Source organism: Pseudomonas sichuanensis (assembly GCF_003231305.1).
Lineage (GTDB): Bacteria > Pseudomonadota > Gammaproteobacteria > Pseudomonadales > Pseudomonadaceae > Aquipseudomonas > Aquipseudomonas sichuanensis.
Genome location: NZ_QKVM01000080.1, coordinates 1 through 17,458, shown reverse-complemented (window position 1 = coordinate 17,458; position 17,458 = coordinate 1). Strand labels below are relative to the sequence as shown.

Here is a 17,458-nt window from a genome sequence, read left to right as displayed (position 1 = left end):
CAACTTCCAAAACCAACACCCAGCAACTAGCAACTAGCAACTAGCAACTAGCAACTAACAGACCAGCGCCCCGCGTAAACCTGTCTCCCCCCAGATCCCCCACCCCCGCCACTGCTGCCAGATCAGCACCCCATGAGCAATCAACTGCCCGCCGCTCAACACACTCCACCCTCAAAAACAAATAACCATTAAAAATCAATAAGTTATAAAACACAAAAAGCTGGCACAAGGTCTGCTATGGCCTAGTACGCCGCGTGGCGCCCTCATAAATATTCTGCCAGTGACAACGGAGCCACCATGCCCATCCGCACCCCCATCAACCCCATCACCCGCGCCCTGTGGCACGCCAGCCTGCTGACCGGCGCCCTGGCCAGCCCACACCTGTTCGCCGCCGAACCCACCCCCGAGGACACCCCGGCAACCGCCGCAGCCAGCCCAGCCCTGAAGACCGTCACAGTCACCGCCCAGCGCCGCGAAGAAAGCGTGCAAGACATCGCCAACGCCGTCACCGCGGTCAGCGGCGAGAACCTCGGCCAGACCGCCACCGACTACGTCGGCAAGACCCTGACCTTCGTGCCCAACGCCCAGGCCAAGAACCCCGACGGCGATGACCGCCCACGCTGGTACATCCGCGGCGTCGGCACCGGCGACGTCGGCGCCGCGACGGTGTTCCCGGTGGGCATCTACGCCGACGACGTCTACCTCAACGCACCGCTGGCCGGTGGCGACCCGCTGTTCGACATCGACCGCATCGAGGTGCTGCGCGGCCCGCAAGGCACCCTGTACGGCAAGAACACCACCGGCGGCGCGGTCAATGTGATCAGCAAACGGCCGACCTTCGACACCGACGGCTACGGCACCCTCGCCTACGGCAGCAAGAACGAGCAGATCGTCAACGGCGCCATCGGCGGCGCCCTGGTCGAGGACCGCCTGGCCGCGCGGGTGTCGATCTACTCCAAGGAGCGCGACGGTTTCGTCAGCAACACCAATATCGGCGGCGACAACGACGCCATCGACCGCAAAGCCTTGCGCTTGCAGTTCCTGGCCAAGCTCAACCCCGACCTGGAAGCGCTGTGGAACATCCACAACAGCGAGTCGCGCGGCAACGCCAACGGCCTGTTGCCGGTGGGCCGCTTCCCTTGGCTGAACGGCTACACCCGGCAGGACCCGCACCGCCGCTACATCGAAAGCAACGTCGAGAACAAATCCAAGGTCCAGCACGACGGCACCTCCCTGACCCTCAACTACGACCTGGGCGACTACCGCCTGACCTCGATCACCGCCTACGACCAGACCCGCCAGCGCGCTACCAACGACGACGACCTGACCCCGGTCGAAGGCGGCCACGCCTACACCAACAACCGCTGGAGCCAGTACTCCCAGGAACTGCGCCTGGCCTCGCCGACCAGCGAAACCCTGCGCTGGATCGTCGGCGCCCACGCTTTCCACGAAGCCTTGATCAGCAAACAGGCCACCTCGGTACTGGACAGCGATGCCGCCTATACCGGCATCGACTTCGATCACAACAGCACCAGCTATGCGCTGTTCGGCAACCTCGCCTACGACTTCACCGATGCCTTCACCCTGACCGGCGGCCTGCGCTGGACCCAGGAGAAAAAGGACATCGACCTGGACCTGCTGCAGTACACCGGCAGCGGTTTTACCGGCGGCGACGGCGGCGACTGGTGGGACTTCGGCAACCTGCAAGACCCGCAAGCCATCGCCGGCGCAGGGGCCAACGGCAACGCCCGGCGCAACAAGACCTGGCGCGCGGTCACCTATGACTTGACCCCGGAATACCGCCTCACCGACAACCTGCGGGTGTATGCCCGCTACGCCAAGGGCTTCCGCTCCGGGGCATTCAACACCGGTTTGTCGAGCAGCTTGGAGCAACTGAGCACGGTCAACCCGGAAACCCTGCACTCCTATGAGCTGGGCCTGAAGTCGGAATGGTTCAACGGGCGCCTGAACGCCAACGCCAACATCTTCTACTACGACTACGACGACATGCAGGTGAGCGCGACCACCACCACCGCCAGCGGCAGCATCGTCTCGCTGCTGGCCAACGACGCTCAGGGCAAGGCCAGGGGCGCCGAGCTGGAAATCCAGGCACGCCCGATCGACGACCTGCTGGTGCAGTTCAGCGCCTCCTACCTGGACACCGAGTTCACCGGCGACCTGTGGAAAGGCAACAGCTTCGTGCGCTCGCCCAAGCACGTCTACGCCCTGGGCCTGGACTACCGCTTGCCGCTGGACATCCCGGGCAAGATCAATATCGGGGGCGATGTGCGCTACCAGAGCAAGGAGTACTTCACCTCGGCCTACCAGCGTTCGGACTGGAACTGGCTGGACCAGGACGGCTACGCCCTGGCCAACGTGCACCTGACCTATGCCACTGCCGACGACAAGTACAGCGTCACCGGCTACGTCAACAACGTCACCGACAAGCAGTACCAGGTCCACGGGCTGTCGCTGAACCGCGGCAGCTCGCCGTACTGGGCGGCCTACGGCGATCCGCGTACGGCGGGTGTGAGCGTTACGGCCAAGTTCTGAGCCATCGCCAGCGCTGATGCGATCACCGTGTGTGTAGGAGCGGCCTTGTGCCGCGAAAGGGCTGCGAAGCGGCCCCAGGATTTGCGTTTGCCACACAATTGCCGGGGCTGCTGCGCAGCCCTTTCGCGGCACAAGGCCGCTCCTACACACAGGGATCGCATCGCTTGAAGCACTGTTGCTGGAGCAGCACCCCGCCGCCCACTCCCTGCTGCCCCAGCAGCAACCCCGCAGCAACGCACCCCAATCCAACGCCACAACCCAGCAACGGCGCGGCATTGCCCGCGCCCACAGGGCCTGGCATGCAACCTGCTATCTCAGCCCCAAGACATTCCCGGAAAGCCCGCCCATGACCCCGACTACCGTGCGCACCACCCTCAGTGCCCTCGCCCTGGCGTTGGCCAGCCTCTCCAGCCAGGCAGCCGACACTGTCAAGGTCGGCCTCGGCCCGGCGCCGAACGTGGTCAGCCTGGCGCCCTTCGCCGCCGCCCAGGCCCTGGGCCTGTTCAAGGATGCCAACCTCGACGTCGAGGCCTTCGAAATCACCGACACCCTGCCCGCCCTGACCAGCAAACGGGTGACCCTGGCGGTGGGCCTGCCCGAGCCGATCCTCAACTATTACCAGCAGAACCCCGGCAAGACGCTGCCCATCGCCTTCTTCTACAACCTGCTGCCGCAGACCTTCGAGTTCGCCGTGGCCGCTGACTCGAACATCCAGCGCCTGGAAGACCTCAAGGGCAAGCGGGTCGGCACCGGGGCGCTGAACTGGCCGCAAGTGGACACCACCCGCGCGGTGCTCAAGTCGGTGGGCATCGGCGAGCAGGACTTCACCTTCTCCGCCGTCGGCGTGCTCGGCGCGGGCTTCAACGCCCTGCGCAGCCAGCGCATCGACGCGCTGAATTTCAACGACAGCTGGAACGACATGTTCGAGCTGACCGGCTTCAAGCTGCGCCGCCTGCACTACCCGGACGCCTTCCGTGGCCTGGGCGCCGGGGTGTTCATCAGCCATGCCGACACCCTGCGCGAGCAGCCCGAGCTGCTGGCCCGCTTCGGCCGCGCTTACAACCAAGGGCAACGGGCCTGCGTGGCCAACCCGGCGTTCTGCGTGCGCGCGGTGTGGCAGCAGTACCCGCAAACCCGGCCGAGCCAGGGCGCGCTGGTCAACAACGAGGCCGACGCGGTCACCCTGCTGAGCCGGCGCCTGCAGTTGATCGATGCCGACCCGGCCGCCAGCCAGGGCCGCTTCGACCACGCGCGCATCACCGGTTACCTGGCGGCCATGCAAGGCCAGGGCTACTTCAAGGGCATCGCGCTGGACCTGCCGGCGCTGTTCTCCAACCAACTGGCCGCGTCCTTCACCGACTATGACCGCGCAGCCCTCGACGCCCGCGCCAAGGCGGCCCAATGAACCAGGCCATCTTCCCCCACCTGGCCGACAGCGTGCTCAGCGCCCGCGACGTCGGCGTGCGCTACGCCAGCCGGCGCGGCCCGATCGACGCCCTGGCCGGGGTGGACCTGCGCATCGGCCGCGGCGAATTCGTCTCCATCCTCGGCCCCTCGGGCTGTGGTAAATCGACCCTGCTCAAACTGGTCGCCGGCCTGCTGCCGGCCAGCCAGGGCGAGCTGCTGCTCGACGGCACAGCGATCAGCGCACCGCGCCGCGAGACTGGCGTGGTGTTCCAGAAACCCAACCTGCTGCCGTGGAAAAGCGTGCGCGCCAACGTGCTGCTGCCGGCCCAGACCCTCGGCCTGCCAAAGGCCCAGGCCGCCGCGCGGGCCGAGCAGGTGCTGGAGCTGGTCGGGCTGGCGGCGTTCGCCGACAACTACCCGTTCGAGCTGTCCGGCGGCATGCAGCAACGGGTCGGCATCGCCCGCATGCTGCTGCACGACCCGCAGCTGCTGCTGATGGACGAACCCTTCGCCGCCCTCGACGCCATGACCCGCGAACACCTGATGCTGGAGCTGCAACGCATCTGGCAGGCCCAGGCCAAGTCGGTGCTGTTCATCACCCACAGCATCGCCGAAGCGGTGTTCCTCTCCGACCGGGTGCTGGTGATGTCGTCGCGCCCCGGGCGCATCGTCGAAAACCTCGCCATCGACCTGCCGCGCCCGCGCACCCTAGACACCCTGGCCGCGCCGCGTTTCATCGAACTCAGCCAACACCTGCGCAGGTACTTCAGCCCATGAGCCGCCTTCCCGCTTTCGCCTACCCCTTGATCTCGACGTTGCTGCTGTTGCTCGCCTGGCAGCTGGCGATCAGCCTGTTCGGCGTGCCCGACTACATCCTCGCCTCGCCCCGCGATGTGCTGCTGGCCCTGTGGCAGGGCGTGCACCAGGGCGACCTGCTCAAGCATGTGTGGATCACCCTCGGCGAGGTGCTCGGCGGTTTTCTGTGCGGCTCGGCGCTGGCCTTGCTGCTGGGCGCCCTGCTCTCGGAATCGGCGCTGTTCGAACGCTTCTGCTACCCCTTGCTGCTGGCCCTGCAGTCGGCGCCCAAGGTGGCCCTGGCGCCGCTGATCCTGGTGTGGTTCGGCTTCGAGCACACCTCGAAACTGATCATCGTCGCCCTCACCTGCTTCTTCCCGCTGTTCGTCAATACTTTCTCCGGCATCCGCCGCGCCGACCCGGACCTGCTCGACGCCTGCCGGGCGTTTTCCGCTTCGCGCGCCTACCTGTTCTTCCACGTCAAGCTGCCGGCCGCCGCCGGCGACATCTTCGCCGGCCTGCAGATCGCCGTGTCGCTGGCGCTGATCGGCGCGGTGGTGGCCGAGTTCCTCGCCGCCCAGGGCGGCCTTGGTTTTCTGGTCCAGGCCGCCTCGGTAAACATGAACATGCCGCTGATGTTCGCCGCCGTGCTGCTGCTCGCCCTGCTCGGGGTGGCCGGTTCGCAACTGGTGCGCTGGCTTGAGCGGCGGGTGATTTTCTGGACCCGTGGCAGCCATGCCACCACCGACTCGGGAGAGCGCTGATGAGTGCCTTGTACCTGGATATCGCCGGGCTGACCCGGGCCTATCGCCAGCTTGAGCTGTCGCCGCTGGCGGTGATCGAGCAGGTGTTCGCCCGCATCGACCGGCTCGACCCGACGCTGCGCCTGTTCACCTGGCTCGACCGCGAGCACGCCCTGGCCCAGGCCCGCCAGGCCACCGCCGACTACCGCGAGGTCCGCGCCGTCGGCCCGCTGCACGGGGTGCCGGTGTCGATCAAGGACAACCTCGGTGTGGCGGGTGCGCCGCAGACCTTCGGTTCGCGGCTGTACCAACACCACCACGCCCGCGAAGACAACGTCGCGGTCCAGCGCCTGCGCGCTGCGGGGGCGATCGTGGTGGGTATCACCAGCATGCCGGAGTTCGGCACCAAGGCCACCACCGACAGCCCCCTGCATGGCGTCAGCCGCAACCCTTGGGACCCCACGCGCACCCCGGGCGGCTCCAGCGGCGGTTCGGCCGGCGCGGTGGCGGCCGGCATCGGCCCGCTGGCGCTGGGCACCGACGTGGCGGGCTCGGTGCGCATCCCGGCATCCTGCTGCCACCTGGTCGGGCTTAAACCCACCCTCGGGGTGATCCCGGTGGTGGAGGCCGTCGATGGCTTCGCCCAGCTGGCCCACATCGGGCCGCTGACCCGCACGGTCGCCGACAACGCCCTGGCCCTCGAGCTGCTGGCCGGCGCCGACCCGCGCGATCCGTGGTCGCTGGGCCTTGTGAGCCAGGACTATGCCCGCCAGGCGCAACCCGACGGGCGCCTGGACGGGGTGCGCATCGCCTGGCTCGACCTGCCCATCCCGGACGTCGATCCGCAGGTCATCGCCATTGGCCTGCAGGCCCTGGAGCGGTTGCGTGCCCTCGGCGCCCAGGTCACCCGTATCGACTTCGACCTGCACGGCGATGCCGAGCGCTTCGGCATTCTGGTCTCCAGCCAGCACCACGCTCGCTACGCCCCGCGCCTGGCCGCAGACGCCACGCTGTTCGACCCGGTGTACCGCCAGCGCCTGGAGCGCAGCGCCGACATCGACTGGCAAGCCCTGGGCGATGCCGGCGAAGCGCGCAACCGGGTGTTCGGCCGGGTCCAAGCGCTGTTCGCAGACTTCGACTTCCTCGCCAGCCCCACCCTGACCCGGCCGCCCATCGCCGCCGAAGCGGGCCTGGCCGGCAACAGCGAAGGCGCGCAGCAGGCGCGCCATTACATCGACTACCTGTACCCGTTCAACCTCAGCGGCCACCCGGCCTTGAGCCTGCCGGCCGGCTTCAGCGCCGATGGCTTGCCGGTGGGCCTGCAACTGGTCGCGCCCTGGTACGCCGACGGCCCGCTGCTGAAAGTGGCGGCCGAACTCGAAGCCCTGCTCGCGCTCACCGACCGCCACCCCGACCTGGAGCCTTTCGATGCCTGACCCGACCCTGCTGCCCGTCGCCGAACTGGTCAGCCTTCTGCGCAGTGGTGCGCTGTCACCGGTCGAGCTGATCGACCAGAGTTTCGCCCGCATCGACGCCATCGACCCGCACCTGCGCCTGTTCACCTGGCAGGACCGCGAACGCGCCCGGGCTTCGGCCTTGGATGCCGAGCGCCGCTACCGCGCCGGCGGTGAGCTGCCGGCGCTGCTGGGCGTGCCGTTCACGGTCAAGGAGCAGATCCCGGTGGCCGGCGCGCCACAGACCTTCGGCTCGGCGCTCTACCGCGACCACGTCGCCAGCGCCGACGACCCCAGCGTGCAGCGCCTGCGCAACGCCGGGGGCATCCTGCTGGGCACCACCACCATGCCGGAGTTCGGCGCCAAGGCCAGCACCGACAGCCGCCTGTTCGGCATCACCCGCAACCCCTGGGACCCCAGCCGCACCACAGGCGGCTCCAGCGGTGGCGCGGCGGCAGCGGTGGCGGTGGGCGCCGGGGCGATTGCCGTGGGTACCGACATCGCCGGCTCCGTGCGCATCCCCGCCAGCTGCTGCGGCGTGCTCGGCATCAAGCCGACCCTCGGGGCGATTCCCCAGGTGCATGCCCTCGACCTGTTCAACGCCCTTGGCCATCAGGGCACCCTGACCCGCAGCGTGGCGGATGCCGCATTGGCACTGGAAGTATTGATCGGCCCCGACCCAAGGGACCCCTGGTCGCTGCGAGCACCCCGGCGGGCACTGCGCGACGCCGCCCGGGCCGACGGTGACCTGCGCGGCCTGCGGGTCGCCTGGTTGCCGGAGGTCGGCAAAGGCCCGGCCGATGCCCAGGTGCTGCAGGCCGGCGAGCGCGTGGCCAACGCCCTGGGCGAGGCCGGCGCCACGGTGCAGCAGCATCGCCTGGACCTGAGCGACAGCGGCGCTGCCTTCGAGCCCACCGTGCTGGCCCTCAAGCGCCGCTTCCTCGGCGAGCGTTACCCGGCCCAGGCCGATCAGCTCGACCCAGGTTTTCGCGGCTGGCTGGACGCCCGCCTGCCGCAACTGAGCGCCGATGAACTGCAGCACGCGCAGTTCGCCCGTACCCGCCTGCTGCGGCGTATCCAGGGGCTGTTCGCGGACGTCGACGTGCTGCTCACGCCGGCCCTGTCAGCGCCGCCGCTGGCCGCCGACGGCACGGATGGCGACTTCGACTGGATTCACTACCTGCACCCGTTCAACCTCAGCGGCCACCCGGCCCTGAGCCTGCCCGCCGGGCTCAGCCGCGAAGGCTGGCCGCTGGGGGTGCAGTTGGTTGGCCCGTGGTACGCCGAGGACCGCCTGCTGCGGGTTGCCGCGCACCTGCAACAGCGCCTGCCCTGGGGCACGCCGGACCTGGGGCGCTGGCTGCCATGAGTCACCCTGCAAGCAATTTTCTGCCGCGCTTCCTGCTGCTGGCGCTGGTCAGCGGCGCCACCGTGGGCATGGCCAAGATCGTCATCACCCTGTACGCCCTGGCGCTGGGCGCCGACGCCTGGCAAATCGGCGTCATCGCGGCGATGGAGGCCCTGGGCATGCTGTTCCTGACCCTGCCCGCCGGCTTCGTCATCGCCCGTTTCGGCGCACGCCGGGTGTACGCCCTGTCCAGCCTCGGGCCAATGCTGGTCAACCTGGCGATCCCGCTGTATGCCGCCTGGTGGTGGCTGGCCCTGGGGCAGTTGCTGATCGGCCTCTTCATCCCGTTTCGCATCGTCGCCATGAACGGCAGCTTCCTGCGCCAGCTCAAGCACCTGGGCACCGACAAGGCCGGCTGGTACCGCGGCGCCCTGACCCTGGGCCTGGGCCTGCTCGGCCCGCTGCTGGGCAACGCCTTCAGCGAGCGCGGCGCGTTCTCCCTGGCCTTCATGCTGATTGCCGCCAGCTTCGCCGGCATGGCCCTGTACAGCCTGCGTTTCTGGGAGGGCATCGGCGACGCCAGCCCAAGTGCCGCGGCCCCGGCCAGCGGCATGCTGGCCCAGGTCCGCCAGCTGCTGGGCGAGCGCAGCATCCGCCAGAGCTGCACCGTGGAGCTGAGCAACAGCGCCACCACCAGCCTGTTCACCACCTTCATCATCCTCCTGGCCCTGGAAGGCGGCGTGCCTCAGGGCCATGCGGTGAGCCTGGTGATGATCGAAGCGCTGTTCGCGGTGCTTGCCCTGTTCGGCCTTGGCCGGGTGTTGCGCGCGACCAGCCCGGGCCGCGCCTATGCCCTGGGCCTGGGGCTGGCGATCACGGCCTTGCTGGCGTGCGGCCTGGGCCATGGCTACGGCTGGCTGGTGCTGGCGGCGGTGCTGGTGAGCCTGGCCACGGCTACGGTGCACCTGGTCAACATGGCTCGCCTGAGCCAGCGCCGCGAGGACAGCAGCAAGCTCTCCGGCCTGTTCAACCTGGCGTCGATGGCGGGCAGCTTCGGCGGCGCCCTGCTGGGTGGCGCGATCAGCCACTTCACCGGCCTGGCCAACCTGTTCCTGTGCTGGATCCCGCTGTTGCTGCTGGTGGCCTGGTGCTGCCGGCAGCGCCGCCAGCAGGTACAGGAGGTGGTGGCATGAAGCGTATCGGCTACCGCCTGAGCGGCCTGGCTTCACCGCTGTTGCTGTTGCTGGCCTGGCACTGGGCGGCCAGCGCCGGGCTGTTCCCGGCCAACCTGCTGATCGCGCCGGCAGAAGTCTGGCAGGCCTTCATTGAGCTGTGCGCCAGTGGTGAGCTGCCCGAACACCTGGCTTTCAGCCTGCTGCGCCTGGCCCAGGGCTTCGCCTTCGGCAGCGCGGCGGGCCTGGGCTTCGGCCTGGCACTGGCGTTGTCGGCGCGGGTCGAGGCCTATTGCGCACCGCTGTTCCATACCCTGCGCCAGCTCCCCAGCCTGGCGCTGATCCCGATGTTCGTGCTGCTGTTCGGCATCGAAGAGCTGTTCAAGGTCGCCATTGTCGCCCTGACCGTGTTCTTCCCGGTGGCCCTGGCCACCACCGAGGCGGTGCGCCACATCCCCCAGCGTTACCTGGAAGTGGCCCGGGTGTATCGCCTGCCCTGGTACAGCCTGCTGCTGAGCGTGGCCCTGCCCGCCGCCACGCCGGGCATCGTCACCGGCCTGCGCATTGCCCTGACCCGCGCCTGGGTGGTGCTGGTGGCCTGCGAGCTGCTGGCCGCCGACAGCGGCCTGGGGCAGATGATCGAGATGGGCCGGCAGATGCTGCGCATCGATGTGGTGATGGTCGGGGTGGTGGTCACCGGGGTGATCGGTTTCACCCTGGATGTTGGCCTGCGCCGGGTCGAACGACGCTTGTCCGGCTGGCAAAGCCGCTAAGGAGCTGCCGATGAAACTGAACGCACTGCGTGGCCTGCTGCTGCCGTTACTGCTGCTGGGCGCCTGGGAATATGCCTCGCGCCAGAGCACTGCCGGCGCTTACGCTTTCGTGCCCTTGGCGCAGGTCGGTGCGGCCCTGGCCGAACTGCTGGACAATGGCGAGCTGCTGGTCAACCTGTGGGCGAGCCTGCTGCGCATCTGCATCGGCCTGGCCGTGGGCATCGTCGCCGGCACCGCATTGGGTGCCCTGATGGCGCTGTCGGGCCTGGCCAACCGCCTGATCGCACCCTTGTTCCACGCCCTGCGCCAGGTGCCGATGCTTGGCTGGATCCCGTTGATCGCCCTGTGGCTGGGCAACGGTGAGAGCGCCAAGCTGCTGATCGTCAGCCTCGCGGCGTTGTACCCGATGGTGCTCAACACCTTCGAAAGCCTGCGCCAGGTCGAGGGCCAGCACCGCGAGGCGGCCCGGGTGCTGATGCTCAGCCGCAGCCAGCAGCTGCGCCTGATCCTGCTGCCGGCCGCCTTGCCGGGCATTGCCGCCGGCGTGCTGCAGGCCCTGGCCTTCGCCTGGGTGACGGCGGTGGGCAGCGAGCTGTTCCTGGCCTCCGGTGCCGGCCTGGGCAGCCTGATGATGAACGCCGAGGCCGGCGCGCGCATGGAGATCATCCTGGTCTGCGTGCTGTGCATCGGCCTGTGCGGCTATGTGATGTCCTGGCTCTGCACCCTCCTCGCCCGCCGCCTGCTGCGCGGCCACCCGACCCCTTAAGGCCCGACCATGAACGCCATCGCTCCCAAGCTTCACCCCAGCACCGCCACCGGCGCGCTGTCCCTCCGTGGCCTGAGCAAGTGCTACCCGCTCAAGGGCCAACAGGTGCCGGTGCTTGAAGGCATCGACCTGGACATCAACCCCGGCGAGTTCGTCAGCATCCTCGGCGCCAGCGGCTGCGGCAAGTCCACCCTGCTGCGGCTGGTCGTCGGCCTCGACCAGGACTATCAAGGGCAGATCCTGCTCGACCGCCAGCCGGTACGCGGCCCAGGCCTGGAGCGCGGCATCGTGTTCCAGGACCATCGCTTGTTCCCGTGGATGACCTTGCAGCAGAACATCGCCCTGGCCCTGAAGAACCACGCCCTGCCCACCGCCGAAAAAAACCGCCTGGTGGCCGAGCACATCGACCTGGTGGGCCTCACCGGCTTTGAGAGCGCCTACCCGCACCAGCTCTCCGGTGGCATGGCCCAACGTGCCGCGATTGCCCGGGCACTGGTGAACAAGCCCAAGGTGCTGCTGCTCGACGAGCCCCTCGGCGCCCTCGACGCCCTGACCCGGGTGCGCCTGCAACAGGAGCTGCAACGGATCTGGGTGCAGGAGCGCTGCACGGTGCTCATGGTCACCCACGACATCGAGGAGGCGCTGTACCTGGGCGACCGGGTGATCGTGCTGGATGCCCACCCGGGCCGTATCCGCGAGGACCTGCGCATCGACCTGCCGCACCCACGCCAGCGCGACAGTGCGCTGCTGCAGGGCTTCAAGCAACGCTTGCTGGGGGAGTTGGTCGGGCACTGAACAGCGCCCGCCTTGCTTACATCTCGACCTGGGTCCCGAGCTCGATCACCCGGTTCAGCGGCAACTGGAAGTACTTGAGGTTGCTGTTGGCATTCTTGAGCAGGAACGCGAACAGGTGCTCACGCCACCTGGCCATGCCCATGCGCTTGCTGGCGATGACGGTTTCCCGGCTGAGGAAATAGGTGGTGCGCATGGCGGCGAACTCAAGGTCGTCGCGCTGGCAGCGGCTCAGGGCCAGCGGCACGTTGGGCTCTTCCATGAAACCGAAATGCAGGCTTACGCGGAAGAAGCCCTCACCGAACGCTTCGACCTCGAAACGCTGGCCCACGCTGACCCGCGGTTGGTCCTCGAACACCACCGTCAGCAGCACCACCTGCTCGTGCAACACCTGGTTGTGCAGCAGGTTGTGCAACAGCGCGTGCGGCACCGCTTCGGGCCTGGCGCTGAGGAACACCGCCGTGCCTGTCACCCGGTGGGGTGGCTGGTACTGCAGGCTGGCGATGAACAGGTCGAGAGGCAGCGCGCCTTCGTCGAGCCGCTCGACGATGAGCCGGCGCCCGCGCTTCCAGGTGGTCATCAGCACGAACAGGGCGACCCCGGCGATCACCGGGAACGCGCCGCCTTGCAGGATCTTCGGGGCGTTGGCGGCAAAGTACAGGCTGTCTACCAGCAAGAAGCCCAGCAACAGCGGGATCGCCAACCAGCGTGGCGTCTTCCACAGCAACAGCACCACCGCCGAGGCCAGCAAGGTGGTGATCAGCATGGTGCCGGTCACCGCAACGCCATAGGCGGCGGCCAGTGCACTGGACGACTCGAAGCCCACCACCAGCAGGACCACGCCGACCATCAACGCCCAGTTGACCATGCCGATGTAGATCTGCCCCTGCTCTTCGCTGGAGGTGTGCTGGATGAACATGCGCGGCACATAACCGAGCTGAATGGCCTGGCGGGTCAGGGAGAAGGCGCCGGAAATCACCGCCTGGGAGGCGATGATGGTGGCCAGCGTGGCCAGCCCGACCATGGGCAGCAGGGCCCAGTCGGGGGCGAGCAGGTAGAACGGGTTGCGCACCGCGTCCGGGTTGCCGAGGATCAACGCGCCCTGGCCGAAGTAGTTCAGCACCAGGCCCGGCAGCACCAGCAGGAACCAGGCCCTGGCGATGGGCTTGCGGCCGAAGTGGCCCATGTCGGCATACAGCGCTTCGGCGCCGGTCAACGCCAGCACCACGGCGCCGAGGATGGCCACGCCCATGCCAGGGTGGGCCACGAAGAACTGCACCGCCCAGGCCGGGTTGAGCGCCTGCAGCACCTCGGGGCGCTGGGCGATGCCATGCACGCCAAGCGCGCCGAGCACGACGAACCACAGCACCATGATCGGCCCGAACAGGATGCCGATGCGCGCGGTGCCGTGCTTCTGGATGACGAACAGCGCCACCAGCACCACCACCGACAGCGGCACCACCCAGTGCTCGATGCCGTCGAAGGCCAGTTGCAGGCCTTCCACCGCCGAGAGCACCGATATCGCCGGGGTGATCATGCTGTCGCCGTAGAACAAGGCGGCGCCGAACAGCCCCAGCAGCACCAGCCCCTTGCCCAGGCGCGCATAGGGCGCAGCGGCCCGGTGCGCCAGTGCGGTCAGGGCCATGATGCCGCCTTCGCCCTGGTTGCTGGCGCGCAGAATGAACAGCACGTACTTGAGCGACACCACCCAGATCAACGACCAGAACACCAGCGACAGCACGCCGAGCACGCCGACGGTATTGGCCTGGACGCCGTAGTGGCCGGCGAAGACTTCCTTGAGGGTGTACAGCGGGCTGGTGCCGATGTCGCCATACACCACACCGACCGCGGCAACGAGGGTGCCGATGGCGGTGGTCTTGCCGGGGAGGGTTGGGGTTGCGGCGGTAACGCTCTGGCTCACGGATGACGTCTCTGGGCTGGCGGGTGGAAAGCGCCTGCCCTCCCTGTGCATGACGACCTCGCGTGGCGCCCGCTCCGCCCCAAGCTACCTGCCTGAGGCCCTGCGGACCGGGCAGCAGAGGCGGCCAGTATCCTTGCAAGCGCGCTGGCCGGCCGTAAAAAGTGCGTAAAAAAGCACAGCATTCGCGTCGCCAGGCCAATCGCAGCGGCTGATGGACGCGCAGGCCGGCCGACAGTGTCGGCCGGCCCTGGCAGCGCGGGCTCTACCCCACCGCCTGCGCCGCCTGTTGCTCGGCATGGTAGGACGAGCGCACCAGCGGCCCCGACGCCACGTTCCTGAAGCCCATCGCCTCGGCCTGCTCGGCAAACCAGGCGAAGGTGTCCGGGTGCACGAAGCGCTGCACCGGCAGGTGGCTGCGCGACGGTTGCAGGTACTGCCCCAGGGTCAGCATGTCGACCTGATGCTCGCGCAGGCGCTGCATCACCTCGAGCACTTCCTCGTCGGTTTCGCCCAGGCCAAGCATCAGCCCGGACTTGGTCGGCACGCCCGGCACCCGTTGCTTGAAACGCTCAAGCAAGTCCAGCGACCACTCGAAGTCCGAGCCCGGCCGGGCCGCCTTGTACAGGCGCGGCACCGTTTCCAGGTTGTGGTTGAACACATCCGGCGGCTCCTGGGCGGTGATGGCCAGGGCCACGTCCATGCGCCCCCGGTAATCGGGCACCAGGGTTTCCAGCTGGATGCCTGGCGACAGCCGGCGGATCTCGCGCAGGCAATCGACGAAGTGCTGGGCGCCGCCGTCGCGCAGGTCGTCGCGGTCCACCGAGGTGATCACCACGTACTTCAGGCCCAGGTCGGCAATGGCGATGGCCAGGTTCTTCGGCTCATCGACGTCCAGCGGCCGCGGCCGGCCATGGCCGACGTCGCAGAACGGGCAACGGCGGGTGCAGATGTCGCCCATGATCATGAAGGTCGCCGTGCCGCCGGCGAAGCACTCGCCCAGGTTCGGGCAGGCGGCCTCTTCGCAGACGCTGTGCAGCTTGTGCTTGCGCAACAGCGCCTTGACCCGCGCCACTTCGGGTGAGGTGGCGATCTCGACGCGGATCCACTCGGGTTTGCGCGGGATGTCCTCGGTGGGCAGGATCTTCACCGGGATGCGCGCTACCTTCTCGGCGCCGCGCAGTTTCACCCCGGCCTGCAGGGGCTGGGGCTGGGGCTTGGTCTCGACAGCCTGGGGCTGAGTCATCGGCAGGCTCCTGTTCAACCGCGGTGGTAACGGGGTGCCACGAAGGGTGTGCGCACCACTTCCATCGGCACCAGTTTGCCGCGCACCTGGGCGAACACCTCGGTCTGCAACGCCGTGTACTCGCTCTGCACGTAGCCCATCGCCAACGGCCCGCCCAGGCTTGGGCCGAAGCCGCCGCTGGTGACCCGGCCGATCACCTCTTCCCGGGCATTGACGATCAATGCCCCTTCACGCACCGGCACCCGCTCGCGGGGCAGCAGGCCGACCCGTTTGCTGGCCACGCCCTCGCGCTGCTGGGCGAGGATATGCGCGGCCCCCGGGAAGCCACCGGCGCGCTCGCCGTCGGCACGCCGGGCCTTGGAAATCGCCCAGGCCAGGCTGGCCTCTATCGGCGTGGTGCGCGCCTCCATGTCATGGCCATACAGGCACAGGCCGGCCTCCAGGCGCAGCGAGTCGCGGGCGCCCAGGCCGATGGCCTCGACCTCGGGTTCGGCCAGCAGGGTGCGGGCCAGCAGCAGCGCCGCCTCCACCGGCACCGAGATTTCGTAGCCGTCCTCGCCGGTGTAGCCCGAGCGGCTGACATAGCAATCGACTCCCAGCAGCTTGACGCTGGCGAACTGCATGAAGGTCATGCCGCCCACCTGCGAGGCCAGGCGCCCGAGCACCTTGGCCGCCGCCGGCCCTTGCAGGGCCAGCAGGGCGCGGCTGGCGAACAGCGACTCGACCTCGCACTGGCCCTCCAGTTGCTGGCGCAGGTGGGCCAGGTCCTGCTGCTTGCAGGCGGCATTGACCACCAGCAGCAGCTCGTCGCTGGCCAGCCTGGCCACCATCAGGTCATCGAGGATGCCACCGTCGGCGTTGGTGAACAGCGCATAGCGCTGCATGCCCACCGGCAGGTCGATGATGTCGACCGGCACCAGCGCCTCCAGGGCCTGGGCGGCCTGGGCGCCGCGCAGGCGAATCTGGCCCATGTGCGAAACATCGAACAGGCCGGCCTGCTCACGGGTGTGCAGGTGCTCCTTGAGCACCCCCAGCGGGTATTGCACCGGCATGGCGTAGCCGGCGAAGGGCACCATGCGCGCGCCCAGTTGCAGGTGCAGGGCGTGCAGCGGGGTGTGTTGGAGCTCTTGTGTGGACATGGGTGACTCCTTGGGTTCGTGGAGGCTCAGGCCGGGTACACCGGGAAGCGCTGGCACAGCTCGCCGACCTGGCGCGCCACCTGGGCCTCGACGTCGGCATCGCCGAGGTGTTCGAGGATGTCGCAGATCCAGCTCGCCAGGGCGCGGCACTCCTCGACCTTGAAACCACGGGTGGTCACCGCCGGGGTGCCGATGCGCAGGCCCGAGGTCACGAACGGCGACTGCGGATCGTTGGGCACGGTGTTCTTGTTCACCGTGATATGCGCCCGGCCCAAGGCGGCGTCGGCGTCCTTGCCGGTGATGCCCTGGCGGATCAGGCTGAGCAGGAACAGGTGGTTGTCGGTGCCGCCGGAGACCACGTCGAAACCCCGTTGCATGAACACCTGGGCCATGGCCCGGGCGTTGTCGATGACCTGCTGCTGATAGGCCTTGAAGCCAGGTTCCAACGCCTCCTTGAAGCACACTGCCTTGGCCGCGATCACATGCATCAGCGGCCCGCCCTGCCCGCCCGGGAACACCGCCGAATTGAGTTTCTTCTCAAGGTCCGCATCGCCCTTGGCCAGGATCAGGCCGCCGCGCGGGCCGCGCAGGGTCTTGTGGGTGGTGGTGGTGACCACATCGGCGTAGGGCAGCGGATTGGGGTACAGGCCTGCGGCCACCAGGCCGGCGACGTGGGCCATGTCGACGAACAGGTAGGCACCGACCAGGTCGGCGATCTGCCGGAAGCGTGCGAAGTCCAGGGTCTTGGAGTAGGCGGAGAAGCCGGCGACGATCATTTTCGGCCGGTGCTCGAGGGCCAGGCGCTCGACCTCGGCGTAGTCGATCAGGCCATCGGCGTCGATGCCGTATTGCACGGCGTTGTACAGCTTGCCCGAGGACGACACCTTGGCGCCGTGGGTCAGGTGGCCGCCGTGGGCCAGGCTCATGCCCAGCAGGGTGTCGCCGGCCTGCAGCAACGCCAGGTACACCGCGGCGTTGGCCTGGGAGCCGGAGTGCGGCTGGACGTTGGCGTAGCCGGCGCCGAACAGCTGGCGGGCACGGTCGATGGCCAGCTGCTCGACCACATCGACGTGCTCGCAGCCGCCATAGTAGCGCTTGCCTGGGTAGCCTTCGGCGTACTTGTTGGTCAGCTCGCTGCCCTGGGCCTGCATCACCTGGGGGCTGGTGTAGTTTTCCGAGGCGATCAGCTCGATGTGGTCTTCCTGGCGCTGCGCTTCGCGCTGCATGGCGGCGGACAGCGCGGGGTCGAAATCGGAGAGGGTCAGGCTTTTGTGGAACATGGTGTTTTCCTTGTTATTCGCGTTTGGCCGTGCGGCTGATGTGTTTTGGCATGCGTGGGAGCGGGCTTGCCC

At 68.2% G+C, this 17,458-nt stretch carries 14 protein-coding genes; 10 read left to right on the top strand and 4 right to left on the bottom strand.

Annotation, left to right across the window (positions count from 1 at the left end):
- The first annotated feature begins 297 nt into the window (after positions 1–297).
- From DM373_RS26975 to DM373_RS26930, 10 genes are all read left to right on the top strand, one after another.
- Positions 298–2,553, top strand: a complete 2,256-nt coding sequence (locus DM373_RS26975; protein ID WP_110996432.1) for a TonB-dependent receptor — start codon at positions 298–300, stop codon at positions 2,551–2,553.
- Positions 2,554–2,899: 346 nt separating this feature from the next.
- Positions 2,900–3,958: an ABC transporter substrate-binding protein gene (locus DM373_RS26970; RefSeq protein WP_157966894.1), complete on the top strand. Its 1,059-nt coding sequence runs from the start codon at positions 2,900–2,902 to the stop codon at positions 3,956–3,958.
- Positions 3,955–4,737, top strand: a complete 783-nt coding sequence (locus tag DM373_RS26965; protein ID WP_110996430.1) for an ABC transporter ATP-binding protein — start codon at positions 3,955–3,957, stop codon at positions 4,735–4,737. Before DM373_RS26970 ends, DM373_RS26965 begins: the two co-directional genes overlap by 4 nt.
- Entirely contained in the window at positions 4,734–5,519 is a 786-nt protein-coding gene (locus tag DM373_RS26960) for an ABC transporter permease (RefSeq protein WP_110996429.1), read from the top strand. Before DM373_RS26965 ends, DM373_RS26960 begins: the two co-directional genes overlap by 4 nt.
- A complete protein-coding gene (locus DM373_RS26955; RefSeq protein WP_110996428.1) occupies positions 5,519–6,934 on the top strand; it encodes an amidase in 1,416 nt (471 codons plus the stop codon). Before DM373_RS26960 ends, DM373_RS26955 begins: the two co-directional genes overlap by 1 nt.
- Positions 6,927–8,321 carry an amidase gene (locus DM373_RS26950; protein ID WP_110996427.1) on the top strand — a complete coding sequence of 465 codons (1,395 nt, stop codon included), beginning with the start codon at positions 6,927–6,929 and terminating at the stop codon, positions 8,319–8,321. Before DM373_RS26955 ends, DM373_RS26950 begins: the two co-directional genes overlap by 8 nt.
- A complete protein-coding gene (locus tag DM373_RS26945) occupies positions 8,318–9,493 on the top strand; it encodes an MFS transporter (protein ID WP_110996426.1) in 1,176 nt (391 codons plus the stop codon). The genes DM373_RS26950 and DM373_RS26945 overlap by 4 nt, the downstream gene beginning before the upstream one ends.
- Positions 9,490–10,245: an ABC transporter permease gene (locus tag DM373_RS26940; protein WP_110996425.1), complete on the top strand. Its 756-nt coding sequence runs from the start codon at positions 9,490–9,492 to the stop codon at positions 10,243–10,245. The genes DM373_RS26945 and DM373_RS26940 overlap by 4 nt, the downstream gene beginning before the upstream one ends.
- Positions 10,246–10,255: 10 nt before the next feature.
- Positions 10,256–11,011 (top strand): ABC transporter permease, encoded by a 756-nt coding sequence (locus tag DM373_RS26935; protein ID WP_110996424.1) that lies wholly within the window; start codon positions 10,256–10,258, stop codon positions 11,009–11,011.
- Between the two features lie 9 nt (positions 11,012–11,020).
- Entirely contained in the window at positions 11,021–11,806 is a 786-nt protein-coding gene (locus tag DM373_RS26930; protein WP_110996423.1) for an ABC transporter ATP-binding protein, read from the top strand.
- A 16-nt stretch (positions 11,807–11,822) separates the two neighbouring features.
- Here the strand turns inward: DM373_RS26930 and DM373_RS26925 are convergent, their stop codons facing one another.
- The 4 genes from DM373_RS26925 to glyA form a co-directional block, all read right to left on the bottom strand.
- Positions 11,823–13,724, bottom strand: coding sequence for a potassium transporter Kup (locus tag DM373_RS26925; protein ID WP_110996422.1), 1,902 nt, complete (start codon positions 13,722–13,724; stop codon positions 11,823–11,825).
- Positions 13,725–13,986: 262 nt separating this feature from the next.
- Positions 13,987–14,967, bottom strand: coding sequence for a lipoyl synthase (lipA, locus tag DM373_RS26920; protein ID WP_110996421.1), 981 nt, complete (start codon positions 14,965–14,967; stop codon positions 13,987–13,989).
- A gap of 14 nt (positions 14,968–14,981) precedes the next feature.
- The gene (gene gcvT / locus DM373_RS26915; RefSeq protein WP_110996420.1) at positions 14,982–16,106 is read right to left on the bottom strand and encodes a glycine cleavage system aminomethyltransferase GcvT; all 1,125 of its coding nucleotides are present in this window, start codon (positions 16,104–16,106) and stop codon (positions 14,982–14,984) included.
- A 26-nt stretch (positions 16,107–16,132) separates the two neighbouring features.
- Positions 16,133–17,386: a serine hydroxymethyltransferase gene (gene glyA, locus DM373_RS26910; protein ID WP_110996419.1), complete on the bottom strand. Its 1,254-nt coding sequence runs from the start codon at positions 17,384–17,386 to the stop codon at positions 16,133–16,135.
- Between the last annotated feature and the right edge of the window lie 72 nt (positions 17,387–17,458).